We start from the raw sequence: 13,671 nt of genomic DNA on the forward strand, positions 1-13,671 counted from the left end.
TCGGTATCAACCCGCAGCCTTGGCGCGCAGGCGGAACCACAGCTTGTAGATGCCGCCCATCACACCCATGGGCAGCAGGTACATGAAGCCGATCAGCACCAGGCCGTAGATGGCCGCCGGTGCCGACTTGGAGATCTCGTCGGCGATGTTGGGCACGAACTGGATGAAGATGCCGCCGAAGATCGCCCCGGGGATCGACGCCAGCCCGCCCACCACCACGCCCACCAGCAGGAAGATGCTGAGGTTGACGGTGAAGCTGTCGGGCGAGACGAAGGCCACCACGATGGCGCCCAGCGCACCGGCCAGGCCGGTGACGCCGGCCGACACGCCGAAGGTCATGCTCTTGAACACCGGCAGGTTGATGCCCATGGCGGTGGCGGCGATGGGATGGTCGCGCACCGCGATCAGGGCCCGGCCCACGCGGCCGCGCAGCAGGTTCCACACCAGCAGGAACATCAGCGCCGACACCGCCAGCGTGAAGAAGTACAGCCAGCGGTCGGCGCTGAAAGGCTGGTCCAGAAAGCGGAAGGCAAACGGCGGCTCGGGCTTGGTCAGCACGATGCCCTGCACGCCACCGGTGAAGCCTTCGATCTTCTTGTACTTCAGCAGCTGCGGCACCGCCAGTGCCAGTGCGAAGGTGGCCAGTGCCAGGTAGTGCCCCGCCAGCCGCAAGGCCGGGAAGCCCACCAGGAAGCCGAAGATGAAGCACAGGACGAACGCCGCCGGCAGCGTGGCCCAGTACGGCACGCCCATCTTGTCCATCATGATGGCCGCGGTGTAGGCGCCGAAGGCGTAGAACGCGCCATGGCCCAGCGAGATCTGGCCGTTGAAGCCGGTGAGGATGTTCAGCCCCAGGATGGCGACGGCATACACCAGCACCAGGTTGAACTGGAACACCCGGTAGTTCTTGACCAGGAAGGGCAGCACCAGCAGCACCGCCAGGAGCAGCAGGCTCCCGATCCAGAGCCACTTGCGGTCGATGGCTTTCATACGCGGGTCACCACTTTCTTGCCGAACAGGCCGTCAGGCCGCAATGTGAGGGTGCCCACGATCAGCACCAGCGCCACGGTCAGCTTCAGCTCGGTGCCGATCACGTAGGCGCCCAGCAGGTTCTCGAGCACACCGACCACCAGGCCGCCGATCACCGCGCCCAGCGGGTTGTCGATGCCGCCCAGCAGCGCGCCGGCGAAGCCGTACAGCAGGATGCCGGCCATCATGTTGGGGTCGAGGAAGACGATGGGCGCGACCATCATGCCGGCCACCGCGCCGATGGCGGCAGCCAGGCCCCAGCCCAGGCCCAGCATCCAGCTCACCCGGATGCCCACCAGCTTGGCCGAGTCGGGGTTCTGCGCCGCCGCCCGCATCGCCAGGCCCACCGAGGTGTACTTGAAGAACGCGAACAGCGCGAACAGCACCACCACCAGCACGCCGGCCGAGCCGATCTGGTGCGACGAGAAGTACTTGGTGTCGAACCAGGCGTCCTTCGGGAAGGGGCTGGCGAAGCTCTTGATCGTGTGGTCGAAGAACATGCCGGCCAGCGCGTTGAAGATCAGCAGCAGGCCGATGAACACGATCACGTTGGTCAGCACCGGTGCCTTCTCGATCGGCTTGAGCACGATGCGCTGCACCAGCAGGCCGCCGGCGAACGACACCGCCACGGTGAAGAAGAACGCGGCCCAGTAGGACCAGCCGGCCTCGTTGATCAGCGCCCAGGCGATGAAGGTGCTGAAGGTGGCCATCTCGCCCTGGGCGAAATTGATGTGGTGCGTGGCCTGGTAGATCATCACCAGGGCCAGGGCGACCGAGCCGTAGATGATGCCGTTGGCCAGGCCGGAGAAGACTTGGTAGAGGAGTGCTTCCATGGCGGTCTCAGTAGCCGAGGTAGGCGCGGCGCACCGACTCGTCGTTCTTGATCTGCTCTGCCGGGCCCGACAGTGCCACCGTGCCGGTCTCCAGCAGGTAGGCGTGGTGGGCCAGGTTCAGCGCCAGGCTGGCGTTCTGCTCGACCAGCAGCATGCTGACGCCGTCCTCGGTGTTGATCTGCCGCATGATGCGGAAGATCTCGGCCACGATCAGCGGCGCCAGGCCGAAGCTGGGTTCATCGAGCAGCAGCAGCTTGGGCTTGAGCATCAGCGCGCGGCTGATGGCCAGCATCTGCTGCTCGCCGCCCGACAGCGTGCCGGCCTGCTGGTTGCGCCGCTCGCGCAGCCGCGGGAACAGCTTGAAGCAGTGCTCCATGTCCTTGGCGACGGCGTCCTTGTCGCCGCGCACGTAGGCGCCGAGCTTGAGGTTGTCCTCGACCGACAGCGCGGTGAAGGTGCCGCGACCGTCGGGCACATGGGCCACGCCCATGCGCACGATGGCGTCGGTGGCCTTGCCCACCAGCTGCACCTCGCCCTCGCCGGCATTCAGCGTCATGCTGCCGGTGGTGCGCACGATCTGGCACAGCGCCCGCAGCGTGGTCGTCTTGCCGGCGCCGTTGGCGCCGAGGATGGTGGTGATCTTGCCGGCCTCGATCGCGAAATCGATGTCGAACAGCACCTGCGTGGCGCCATAGAAGGCGCTCAGCTTCTTGGCTTCGAACAGCTTAGCCATGGGCGGCCTCGTTCTCGGGTGAACCCAGGTAGGCCGCGATCACGTCGGGATGCTGCTGGATGTGCTCGGGCGTGCCCTCGGCGATCTTCTTGCCGAAGTTCAGCGCCACGATGTGGTCGGACACGCTCATCACCAGGCTCATGTGGTGCTCCACCAGCAGCACGGTGATGCCCAGGCGGTTCTGCACATCGAGGATCAACCGGCCCAGGTCCTTCAGCTCCTCGTGGTTGAGGCCCGCGGCGGGTTCGTCCAGCAGCAGCAGCTTGGGGTCGGCCGCCAGGGCGCGGCCCATCTCCACCCGCTTCTGGGTGCCGAAGGGCAGGTCGCCGGCCGGGCGGTCGGCGAACGGTGTCAGCTCCAGGTACTCCATGATCTGGTCGGCACGGTCGCGCAGGCGCTTCTCCTCGGCCTTGACGCTGGGCAGGCGCAGGGCGCTGGCCAGGAAGCCGGCCGACGAACGGGAATGCGCCCCGATCATGATGTTGTCGCGCACCGGCAGGGTGCGGAACATCGCCAGGTTCTGGAAGGTGCGGCCCATGCCGAGCTGCGAGATCTCGTGCGTGGGCGTGTTGGTGATGGACCTGCCCTCGAACTGGATGTCGCCGGCCTGGTAGTTGTAGAGGCGGGAGAGGCAATTGAACAGCGTGGTCTTGCCGGCGCCGTTGGGGCCGATCAGCCCGCACACATGGCCCTTCTCCACATCGAAGCTCACGCCGTCGAGCGCGACGATGCCGCCGAAGCGGACCGTCACACCACGCACGCTGAGCAGGGGAACTGCTGTGTCTGCCATTGTTGTCCTGACCTGCTCCTGGTCTGTCGAAAGCTGCACGGGCAGGGCTGCCCGGCAACGGTTCGGGTTTATAGGTGCACTGCACCATGGGCCACAACGGGTGCTTGCCCTGACACACTTGCGACAAGGCCCGCGACCCCCTTCCACCTGGGAAAAGGGGGTCTTCATGTGCGACGATGGCGGCCGCTCGCCCGTGCACAAACGGTGCACCAGCGGGTCGCTTGAACAGTGGCTGTGGAACCCCTTGGAGGCGCCGGCATGACCAGCATCTACGACCAGCATCTGGACCGCAATCCGGCCAACTTCGTGGCCCTGTCGCCGGTGAGCTTCGTCGAGCGCAGTGCCGAGGTCTTCGGCGATCTGCCGGCGGTGGTGCACGGTGCGCGCCGCTACAGCTGGGCCCAGGTGCGCGACCGCTCGGCCCGCCTGGCCGCCGCGCTGCGGGCACAGGGCGTGGGCCGCGGCAGCACCGTCAGCGTGATGCTGCCCAACACGCCCGAGATGGTGGAGGCCCACTACGCGGTGCCGGCGCTCAATGCGGTGCTCAACACGCTGAACACCCGGCTGGATGCGCCGTTGCTGGCCTGGCAGATGGCCCACTGCGAAGCCAGCGTGCTGATCACCGACCGCGAGTTTGCCGCCACCATCGGCCCGGCCTTGGAGGCCCTGCGCAGCACCCATGGCCGCAGCATCGTGGTCATCGATGTCGACGACAGCGAGTACACCGGCCCCGGCGCCCGGCTGGGCACGCTGGAGTACGAGACCCTGTTGGCCGCGCACGATCCGCTGCCTCAGCTGGAAGGCCCGGCCGACGAATGGGACGCCATCGCCGTCAGCTACACCAGCGGCACCACCGGCGACCCCAAGGGCGTGGTGACGCACCACCGCGGTGCCTACCTGAACGCCGTGTGCAATGCCGCCACCTGGACCATGCCGCAGTTCCCCATCTACCTGTGGACGCTGCCGATGTTCCACTGCAACGGCTGGTGCTTCCCCTGGACGGTGGCGATGCAGGGCGGCACCCATGTCTGCCTGCGCCGGGTGGACGCGGCGGCCATCCTGGAGGCGATGCGCACCCATGGCGTCAACCACTATTGCGCCGCGCCCATCGTGCACAGCCTGATCTACAACGCGCCCGAGGCGCTGCGTGCCGGCATCAGCCAGCAGGTGCGCGGCATGGTGGCCGGCGCGGCGCCGCCGGCGGCGATGATCGAGGGCATGGCCAGGATCGGCTTCGACATCACCCATGTCTATGGCCTGACCGAGGTCTACGGCCCGGCCTCGGTGGCGGTGAAGCGGCCCGCCTGGGCCGGCGAGACGCTGAGCGAGCAGACCCGCCTGAACGGCCGCCAGGGCGTGCGCTATGTGCTGCAGGAAGGCCTGACGGTGCGCCACCCCGAGACCCTGGCCGAGGTGCCGGCCGATGGCCAGACCATGGGCGAGATCATGTTCCGCGGCAACATCGTGATGAAGGGCTACCTGAAGAACCCGGCGGCCACCGCCAAGGCCTTCGACGGCGGCTGGTTCCACACCGGTGACCTGGCGGTGCTGGAACCCGACCGCTACGCCAAGATCAAGGACCGCAGCAAGGACGTGATCATCTCGGGCGGCGAGAACATCAGCAGCATCGAGGTGGAAGACGCGCTGTACCGCCACCCCGCGGTGGTGGCCTGCGCGGTGGTGGCCCGGCCCGACCCCAAGTGGGGCGAGACGCCGGTGGCCTATGTGGAGCTGAAGCCCGGCGCCACGGTGACGGCGGCCGAGCTGGTGGCCCACTGCAAGGGCCTGCTGGCCGGCTACAAGGTGCCGCGCGAGATCCGCTTCGAAGAGATCCCCAAGACCAGCACCGGCAAGATCCAGAAGTTCCAGCTGCGCGAGCGGGCGAAGTCCTCGTCCGCCATCGAATGAAGGGCACCCCACCATGCTGACCACCGACGACCCGCTGCTGCTGCGCAGCCAGGATGCCCGCGGCGTGATCACCGTCACGCTGAACCGGCCGCAGGCCTTCAATGCCCTCAGCGAAGCCATGCTGGCAGCGCTGCAGGCCGAGCTGGACACCATCGCCCAGGATGCCGGCGCGCGCCTGCTCGTCATCAAGGCCGCCGGCAAGGCGTTCTGCGCCGGCCATGACCTGAAGGAGATGCGCGCCGAGCCCAGCCAGGCCTACTACGAGGCGCTGTTCGCCCAGTGCGGCCGCATGATGATGGCCATCCAGCGCCTGCCGGTGCCGGTGATCGCCCAGGTGCAGGGCATCGCCACGGCGGCGGGCTGCCAGCTGGTGGCGATGTGCGACCTGGCGGTGGCGGCTTCCGATGCACGCTTCGCGGTCAGCGGCGTCAACCTGGGCCTGTTCTGCGCCACGCCCAGCGTGGCGCTGTCACGCAATCTGGGCCGCAAGCAGGCCTTCGAGATGCTGGTGACCGGCGCCTTCATCAGCGCCGACGAGGCCCGCGCCAAGGGCCTGGTCAACCGCGTGGTGCCGCCGGACCAGGTGGAGGCCGAGGTCGAGGCGCTGGTGGCGGCCATCGTGGCCAAGCCGCGGTTGCCCATCGCCATGGGCAAGGCCCTGTTCTACCGGCAGCTGGAGGTGGGCATCGAGGCGGCCTATGCCGATGCCGGCGAGACCATGGCCTGCAACATGATGGACCACAGCGCGCTGGAAGGCGTGCAGGCCTTCATCGACAAGCGCCCACCCGACTGGAACCTGCGCTGAGGTTCAGAGCGGGCTTCAGCCCTTGGCCGTGGTGTTGTGCCGCATCAGGCGGCCCTTCTCGCGCTCCCACTCGCGGTCTTTCGTGGCGTTGCGCTTGTCGTGCTCGGCCTTGCCCTTGGCCAGGGCGATCTCGGCCTTCACCCGGCCGCCCTTGTAGTGCAGGTTCAGCGGCACGAGGGTGAAGCCGCGCTGTTCCACCTTGCCCACCAGGCGGCGGATCTCGGCCTTGTGCATCAGCAGCTTCTTGGTGCGGTCGGCCTCGGGGCTGACATGGGTGCTGGCCGAGCGCAGCGCATTGATGCGGCAGCCGATCAGGAACAGCTCGCCGTCCTTGATCACCACATAGCCATCGGTCAGCTGCACCTGGCCGGCGCGGATGGCCTTGATCTCCCAGCCGGCCAGCACCATGCCGGCCTCGTGCCGCTCTTCGACGTGGTAGTCGTAGCGGGCGCGGCGGTTCTCGGCGATCGGCCCCGAAGGCTTGGCCGCCTTGGCGGCTTCCTTGCGTGAAATGGTGAGCGTGGACATGGCTCTCAATGAAATGAGGCCGGCTGGGTGCAAACCAAGCGGCCTCTAGAATTCAGCCATTGTATGAAGCACGTGAAAAAGTCCGTGCTGCTGTGGTACTCGGCCCGCGAGATGTATGCGCTGGTCACCGCGGTGGCAGCCTACCCCGGTTTCCTGCCCTGGTGCGAGAAGGCCGAGGTGCTGCAGGAAGACGCCACCGGCATGACCGCCCGGCTGCACCTGCAGTTCGCCGGCCTGCACCATGCCTTCACCACCCGCAACACCCACGAGGCCGACCGCACCGTGGTGATGGCCCTGGTCGACGGGCCGTTCTCCGACCTCGACGGCACCTGGCGCTTCGTGCCCATCGGCGATGACGCGCAGGCCGCCTGCCGTGTCGAGTTCGACCTGCGCTATGCCTTTGCCAACCGCGCCTTCGAGGCCGTGCTCAGCCCGGTGTTCGACCGCGTGGCCAACACCTTCGTCGACAGCTTCGTGCAGCGCGCACGCCAGGTCTATGGCGAGCGCTGAGCCGGCTGGCGGCCTGATCACCATCGAGCTGGCCTGGTCGGCCGCGCCGCAGCAGCTGGAGCGCCTGCAGCTGCAGCTGCCTGCCGGCAGCACTGCGCTGGCCGCGCTGCGCGCCAGCGGTCTGGCCGAGCGCCTGGGCGCCGAGGTGCTGAACAGTCTGACGCTGGCGCTGTGGGGCCGTGCCATCGATCCCGCCACCGTGCTGCAGCCGCAGGACCGGCTGGAGATGCTGCGCCCGTTGCTGGTCGATCCGAAGGAGGCGCGCCGCCTGCGCTACCGCCGCGACGGCATCCGCCCGCGGCGCAAGACGCCCCGGCGCTGACGACGCCTGGTCAACGGCAGTTCGATGCCATCGCGTTGCGGGCCTCGGCCGCCTCGCGGGCCCGCGCCGCATCGTCCACCACCTCGCGCTCGCCCTGGGGATTGACCCGCACCAGGCGGGTGCCGGCTTCCAGCGTCGCCAGGTGGGCGCGGGCGCGCTGGCAGTTCTCGGCGCGCTGGGCCGCCAGGCGCTGTTCCTCGGCCTGGGCCTTGGCCTTGGCTTCCTGCTCGGCACGGGCGCGGCGCTGTGCCAGCTCGGGGTCGACCGGCGCGCTGGCCGCAGGCAGGCGGGCAGGGGCTGCGGCCGATGCGGGCGCCGCCGCCGGTGCCGGGGCGGCTGCAGGGCGCGCTGCGCTCGGGCGCTTGATCACGTCCTTGTCGGGGACGTCACGCGGCGGCGGCTGGTCGCTGGCATGCATCTGGCCCTTGCTGTCCTTCCACAGGTACTGGCCCTGCGCCGGCAGCCAGGCGCACAGCAGCAGGGCGGCACACCAGGGCAGCAGGCGGGGGCGGACAGTCGGCATGGCAGGCGTTCCGGGGCTGGATCAACGGCCAGTGTAGCCAGCCGCCACCCCGCCCAGAGGGCGATGGGCGGCCTCTCCGTATAATCGATTTTTGCGTCTGGAGCTTTCCCATGCGCCTTCTAGGCAAAGCGCTCACCTTCGACGATGTGTTGTTGGTGCCCGCCTTCTCCCAGGTGTTGCCCCGTGACACCTCGCTTGCGACCCAGCTGTCGCGCAACATCCGCCTGAACCTGCCGCTGGTGTCCGCCGCCATGGACACCGTGACCGAGGCGCGCCTGGCGATTGCCCTGGCGCAGGAGGGCGGCATCGGCATCGTGCACAAGAACCTCACGCCCAAGCAGCAGGCGGCCGAGGTGGCACGGGTCAAGCGCTATGAATCGGGCGTGCTGCGCGATCCGATCACCGTCTCGCCCGGCGTGCCGGTGCGCGATGTCATCGCGCTCAGCCGCCAGCACGGCATCTCGGGCTTCCCGGTGGTGGAGGACGGCCGCGTGGTGGGCATCATCACCGGCCGCGACCTGCGCTTCGAGACCCGGCTGGACGCCCCGGTGCGCGAGATCATGACGCCGCGCGACAAGCTCATCGTCGTGAAGGAAGGCGCCACCATCTCCGAGGGCAAGGCCCTGATGCACCAGCACAAGCTGGAGCGGGTGCTGGTGGTCAACGACGCCTTCGAGCTGCGTGGCCTGATGACGGTGAAGGACATCACCAAGCAGACCAACTTCCCCGATGCTGCGCGCGACGCCCAAGGCAAGCTGCGCGTGGGCGCCGCGGTGGGCGTGGGCGACGGCACCGAGGAGCGGGTGGACCTGCTGGTCAAGGCCGGCGTCGACGTGCTGGTGGTCGACACCGCCCATGGCCACTCGGCCGGCGTGATCGACCGGGTGCGCTGGGTCAAGAAGCACTATCCGCAGGTCGACGTGATCGGCGGCAACATCGCCACCGGCGCCGCCGCGCTGGCGCTGGTGGAAGCCGGCGCCGATGCGGTGAAGGTCGGCATCGGCCCCGGCTCGATCTGCACCACCCGCATCGTCACCGGCGTGGGCGTGCCGCAGATCTACGCCATCGACGAAGTGGCCAAGGCGCTCAAGGGCAGCGGCGTGCCGCTGATCGCCGACGGCGGCGTGCGCTTCTCGGGCGACCTGGCCAAGGCGATCGCCGCCGGTGCCAACAGCGTGATGATGGGCGGCGCCTTCGCCGGCACCGAAGAGGCCCCGGGCGAGACCATCCTGTACCAGGGCCGCACCTACAAGAGCTACCGCGGCATGGGCTCGATCGGCGCCATGCAGCAGGGCTCGGCCGACCGCTACTTCCAGGAGAGCGGCAGTGCCACCGGCAATGCCAGCGCCAAGCTGGTGCCCGAGGGCATCGAAGGCCAGGTGCCCTACAAGGGCTCGGTGGTGGCGGTGATCTTCCAGATGGCCGGCGGCCTGCGCGCCAGCATGCACTACTGCGGCTGCGCCAGCATCGACGACATGCACGCCCGTGCCGAGTTCGTCGAGATCTCGTCGGCCGGCATGCGCGAGAGCCATGTGCACGACGTGCAGATCACCAAGGAAGCGCCGAACTACCGGATGGAGTGAGCGTCGCGTGACCTCTGCTCCCCAGCAGGCCGGCGCCAACCAGGGCGCGGCCATGCGCTTCATCATGCTGGCCTTGCTGATCGACATGCTGGCGGTCGGCATCATCGTGCCGGTGCTTCCGGCGATGGTGGGGCGCTTCACGGCCGATCCGTCGGAGCAGGCCTTCTGGTACGGCGTGATCGCGGCGGTGTACGCGCTGTCGCAGTTCGTCGCCGCGCCCATCCTGGGCGCGCTGTCCGACCGCTTCGGCCGCCGGCCGGTGCTGCTGCTGGGCTTCTGCGGCATCGCCATCAACTTCTTCACCACCGCACTGGCCACCAGCATCGCCATGCTGGTGGCCTCGCGCATCGTGGGCGGGGCGATGCAGGCCAATGCCGCGGTGGCCAATGCCTATGTGGCCGACATCACCGCGCCGGCGGATCGCGCCAAGCGCTTCGGCATGCTGGGCGCGATGTTCGGCATCGGCTTCATCCTGGGGCCGGTGATCGGCGGCCTGCTCGGCGGCATCGACCTGCGGCTGCCGTTCTTCCTGGCCGGCGGACTGGCGCTGGCCAACCTGGCCTACGGCTACTTCGTGTTGCCCGAATCGCTGGCGCCGGCGCAGCGCCGGCCGGTCAACTGGTGGCGGGCCAACCCGCTGTCGTCGTTCAGGCAGCTGGTGGCGCTCAAGGGCGTGGGCCTGCTGGTGGGCGTGCTGGGCTTTGCCGCGCTGGCCCAGTTCAGCCTGTACACCGTGTGGGTGCTGTACGGCAGCCTGCGCTTCGGCTGGGGCCCCACCGAGAACGGCTGGTCGCTGTTTGCGGTGGGCATCGTCTCGGCGGTGGTGCAGGGCGGCCTGCTGGGCCGGTTGCTCAAGTCCTTCGGCACCCAGCGCCTGGCCATGGCCGGCCTGGTGTCGTCCAGCCTGGCCTTCGTCGGCTGGGGCCTGGCCACCCAGCCTTGGATGATGTACGCGGTGATCTTCGCCAACCTGCTGGGCGCCGCGGTGTCGGCCTCGCTGCAGGGCCTGGTGTCGGCCGCGGCGGATGAGCGCACCCAGGGCCAGACCTTGGGCGCGGTGTCCAGCCTCAACAGCCTGGCCGCGGTGGTGGCGCCGGTGCTGGCCGCGCCGCTGATGGCCACCGTCTCGCACCTGCCCACGTCCGACTGGCGCATCGGCGCGCCGATGTTCTTCTGCGCCGGATTGCAGGCCGCCGCCCTGGTGCTGGCGGTGCTGCACTTCCGGCGCCAGGCGCGGCGCAATCCGCCCGTGTCACCCCAACCTGCCTCCTGAGCTGCGCCATGCACGACAAGATCCTGATCCTCGACTTCGGCTCGCAAGTCACCCAGCTGATCGCGCGCCGCGTGCGCGAGGCGCAGGTGTACTGCGAGATCCACCCCAGCAGCGTCAGCGACGACTTCGTGCGCAGCTTCGGCGCCAAGGGCATCATCCTCAGCGGCAGCCACGCCAGCACCTACGAAGACCACCAGCTGCGTGCGCCGCAGGCGGTGTGGGAAGCCGGTGTGCCGGTGCTGGGCATCTGCTACGGCATGCAGACCATGGCGGTGCAGCTGGGCGGCGAAGTGGCCTGGAGCGACCACCGCGAGTTCGGCTATGCCGAGGTGCGGGCCCACGGTCACACCCGCCTGCTCGATGGCCTGCAGGACTTCGCCACGCCGCAAGGCCACGGCATGCTGAAGGTGTGGATGAGCCATGGCGACAAGGTGAGCGTGCTGCCGCCCGGCTTCACGCTGATGGCCAGCACGCCCAGCTGCCCGATCGCCGGCATGGCCGACGAGGCGCGCGGCTACTACGCGGTGCAGTTCCATCCCGAGGTGACCCACACCCTGCAGGGCACGGCCCTGCTCACGCGCTTCGTGCGCCAGATCGCCGGCTGCCGCGGCGACTGGATCATGGGCAACTATGTCGACGAGGCCGTGGCCCGCATCCGCGAGCAGGTGGGCGATGAAGAGGTGATCCTCGGCCTGTCGGGCGGCGTGGACAGCAGCGTGGCCGCGGCGCTGATCCACCGTGCCATCGGTGACCAGCTGACCTGCGTCTTCGTCGACCATGGCCTGCTGCGCCTGAACGAAGGCCAGATGGTGATGGACATGTTCGCCGGCCGGCTGCATGCCAAGGTGGTGCATGTGCAGGCGCAGGCGCAGTTCCTCGGCCACCTGCAGGGCGTGACCGACCCGGAGCAGAAGCGCAAGATCATCGGCCGCGAGTTCGTCGAGGTGTTCCAGGCCGAGGCCGCCAAGCTCAAGGCCGCCGGCACCGGCGCCAAGGGCGCCAAGTGGCTGGCCCAGGGCACCATCTACCCCGACGTGGTGGAGAGCGGTGGCACCGCCAGCAAGAAGGCCACGATCAAGAGCCACCACAACGTGGGCGGCCTGCCGGCCACGCTGGGCCTGAAGCTGCTGGAGCCGCTGCGCGAGCTGTTCAAGGACGAGGTGCGCGAGCTGGGCGTGGCCCTGGGCCTGCCGCATGACATGGTCTACCGCCACCCGTTCCCCGGGCCGGGCCTGGGCGTGCGCATCCTGGGCGAGGTGAAGCCCGAGTTCGCCGCGCTGCTGCAGCGGGCTGATGCGATCTTCATCGACGAGTTGCGCGCGGCCATCGACCCTGCCACCGGCAAGAGCTGGTACGACCTGACCAGCCAGGCCTTCGTGGTGTTCGTGCCGGTCAAGAGCGTGGGCGTGATGGGCGACGGCCGCACCTACGAGCATGTGGTGGCCCTGCGCGCCGTGCAGACCAGCGACTTCATGACCGCCGACTGGGCCGAGCTGCCCTACAGCCTGCTGAAGAAGGTGAGCAGCCGCATCATCAACGAGGTGCGCGGCATCAACCGCGTCACCTATGACGTGAGCAGCAAGCCGCCGGCCACCATCGAGTGGGAGTGACGGAGCCTGCAAGGCTTCACAGATCAATGTCTTGAGAGTTCTCGTTGATGACTCGACCACATCGTCAACGAGTTGGTGCACCCGCGGTGAGGCCGGGTGTCCGGAGAGTGGCGGGATCAGTTGGGACGTCGAGCTGACGGAACCGCTGCGCGAACCGTCCGCCGCGACGCTCATGTTGGCCACGCCGGTCCTATGGCGGCTTTTGAGCAAACTGCCCAGCACTTGCTCGCGGCCAGAACATGACCTTCGCTCATCGCTCCCGTTCGCCGACCTTCGACCAGCCTGCCCATGCCCCGCCGGCAGACTGATGCAGGCGACTCAAGCGTGTCGACCCTGCAGCCAAGCCCTGGGCGACACACCCACCGACTGAACGAAGGCTCGCGAGAACGACGCCGCACTGGCATAGCCCAGCCTTTCGCTCGCCAGCTTGATCGAGCTTCCCGCCAGCAACATCGATTGCGCTAGCGACACCCTCCAACGAAGCAGGTACTCGGCCGGGGTGATGCCGACCTGAAGCTTGAACTCCGCTGCAAAGGCACTGCGTGACATGCCTGCAGCCTGGGCCATGGGCTCCAGTGCCCATGCAGCCCCGGGGCTCTCGTGCACCGCCGTCAGCGCGCGGGCCAACTTGGGATGTGCCAGGCCGTGGAGGATCCCCTCAGTGATGCCGGCTTCGGCTGGGTGGTCCAACAGCCAGCGCAGCAACTGCAGCAGCAGCACCTCGAACAAGCGATCGGCCAGCAGGCGATGACCGCAGCGGACGCGCTCGGTCTCGGCGAACAGCAGCGCCAGCGTCTGTTCCAGGCCGTCCACGGCGTGCAGGGGCAGCACGAGAACCGGAGGCAGCGCAGCCACCAGGGGGTGCCGGGCACCACCGTCGAAGTCCACGGTCGCGCACACGAAATCAGAACCTTCTGTGGGCGCGTTGTGGAACTGGTGCTCCAGAGGACGTGGGTAGAGCAGCAGGGTCGGCTCGGCGACCTTGATCTTGCGCGGCGCGCTGCTGCGCGGTCGGTGCGTCACCACCATCTCGCCCCGACGCAGCACATGCAGAAAGCCGCGTCCCTCTTGGGCGTCGAAGTGCGTGACCCCGCAGAGTGGCCCGGCATGGAACAGGTGCGCACGCACCCGAAAGCGTTCGAGCATCCCGGACAGCCGATCCAAGGGCCCTGCTGAAGTTGAAGGCATGGCTGACTCAGATTGGACGAGCATGGCTGGTTCAGA

General features: G+C 68.5%; 14 protein-coding genes. 7 read left to right on the plus strand and 7 right to left on the minus strand.

Annotation, left to right across the window (positions count from 1 at the left end):
- Positions 1–6 precede the first annotated feature (6 nt).
- The 4 genes from FFT10_RS13750 to FFT10_RS13765 are packed head-to-tail and all read right to left on the minus strand — an operon-like array spanning position 7 to position 3,385.
- On the minus strand, positions 7–990 hold the full coding sequence (locus FFT10_RS13750) for a branched-chain amino acid ABC transporter permease (protein ID WP_137733400.1): 984 nt from the start codon (positions 988–990) through the stop codon (positions 7–9).
- Complete coding sequence (locus tag FFT10_RS13755) at positions 987–1,862, minus strand: branched-chain amino acid ABC transporter permease (RefSeq protein WP_137733401.1); 876 nt, start codon at positions 1,860–1,862, stop codon at positions 987–989. The genes FFT10_RS13750 and FFT10_RS13755 overlap by 4 nt, the downstream gene beginning before the upstream one ends.
- A gap of 7 nt (positions 1,863–1,869) precedes the next feature.
- Complete coding sequence (locus FFT10_RS13760; protein WP_137733402.1) at positions 1,870–2,595, minus strand: ABC transporter ATP-binding protein; 726 nt, start codon at positions 2,593–2,595, stop codon at positions 1,870–1,872.
- The gene (locus FFT10_RS13765; protein WP_137733403.1) at positions 2,588–3,385 is read right to left on the minus strand and encodes an ABC transporter ATP-binding protein; all 798 of its coding nucleotides are present in this window, start codon (positions 3,383–3,385) and stop codon (positions 2,588–2,590) included. The genes FFT10_RS13760 and FFT10_RS13765 overlap by 8 nt, the downstream gene beginning before the upstream one ends.
- Before the next feature lie 258 nt (positions 3,386–3,643).
- Here FFT10_RS13765 and FFT10_RS13770 point away from each other — a divergent pair, with 258 nt between their 5' ends.
- Together FFT10_RS13770 and FFT10_RS13775 are read left to right on the plus strand one after the other, a co-directional pair.
- Positions 3,644–5,293, plus strand: a complete 1,650-nt coding sequence (locus tag FFT10_RS13770) for an acyl-CoA synthetase (protein WP_137733404.1) — start codon at positions 3,644–3,646, stop codon at positions 5,291–5,293.
- Between the two features lie 13 nt (positions 5,294–5,306).
- Positions 5,307–6,098 (plus strand): enoyl-CoA hydratase, encoded by a 792-nt coding sequence (locus FFT10_RS13775; RefSeq protein WP_137733405.1) that lies wholly within the window; start codon positions 5,307–5,309, stop codon positions 6,096–6,098.
- Positions 6,099–6,113: 15 nt separating this feature from the next.
- On the opposite strand, the gene smpB is transcribed toward FFT10_RS13775, so the two are convergent.
- Positions 6,114–6,626, minus strand: a complete 513-nt coding sequence (smpB, locus tag FFT10_RS13780; RefSeq protein ID WP_137733406.1) for an SsrA-binding protein SmpB — start codon at positions 6,624–6,626, stop codon at positions 6,114–6,116.
- 63 nt (positions 6,627–6,689) lie between these two features.
- Here smpB and FFT10_RS13785 point away from each other — a divergent pair, with 63 nt between their 5' ends.
- Entirely contained in the window at positions 6,690–7,136 is a 447-nt protein-coding gene (locus FFT10_RS13785; protein ID WP_137733407.1) for a type II toxin-antitoxin system RatA family toxin, read from the plus strand.
- Entirely contained in the window at positions 7,123–7,458 is a 336-nt protein-coding gene (locus FFT10_RS13790; RefSeq protein ID WP_228027106.1) for an RnfH family protein, read from the plus strand. Before FFT10_RS13785 ends, FFT10_RS13790 begins: the two co-directional genes overlap by 14 nt.
- Positions 7,459–7,468: 10 nt before the next feature.
- Here FFT10_RS13790 and FFT10_RS13795 read toward each other — a convergent pair whose 3' ends face one another.
- Positions 7,469–7,981, minus strand: a complete 513-nt coding sequence (locus tag FFT10_RS13795; protein WP_137733408.1) for a DUF4124 domain-containing protein — start codon at positions 7,979–7,981, stop codon at positions 7,469–7,471.
- A 110-nt stretch (positions 7,982–8,091) separates the two neighbouring features.
- On the opposite strand from FFT10_RS13795, the gene guaB reads away from it, so the two are divergent.
- Genes guaB through guaA form a run of 3 tightly spaced genes read left to right on the plus strand, consistent with a single transcriptional unit; the run spans position 8,092 to position 12,447 of the window.
- Entirely contained in the window at positions 8,092–9,564 is a 1,473-nt protein-coding gene (gene guaB, locus FFT10_RS13800) for an IMP dehydrogenase (RefSeq protein WP_137733409.1), read from the plus strand.
- A 7-nt stretch (positions 9,565–9,571) separates the two neighbouring features.
- Positions 9,572–10,837, plus strand: coding sequence for an MFS transporter (locus FFT10_RS13805; protein ID WP_228027107.1), 1,266 nt, complete (start codon positions 9,572–9,574; stop codon positions 10,835–10,837).
- Positions 10,838–10,845: 8 nt separating this feature from the next.
- Entirely contained in the window at positions 10,846–12,447 is a 1,602-nt protein-coding gene (gene guaA, locus FFT10_RS13810) for a glutamine-hydrolyzing GMP synthase (protein ID WP_137733410.1), read from the plus strand.
- A gap of 318 nt (positions 12,448–12,765) precedes the next feature.
- On the opposite strand, the gene FFT10_RS13815 is transcribed toward guaA, so the two are convergent.
- Entirely contained in the window at positions 12,766–13,635 is an 870-nt protein-coding gene (locus FFT10_RS13815) for an AraC family transcriptional regulator (protein ID WP_137733493.1), read from the minus strand.
- Positions 13,636–13,671 lie beyond the last annotated feature (36 nt).

The organism is Pseudaquabacterium pictum (assembly GCF_005403045.1).
In the GTDB taxonomy this organism is placed as follows: Bacteria; Pseudomonadota; Gammaproteobacteria; order Burkholderiales; family Burkholderiaceae_C; genus Pseudaquabacterium; species Pseudaquabacterium pictum.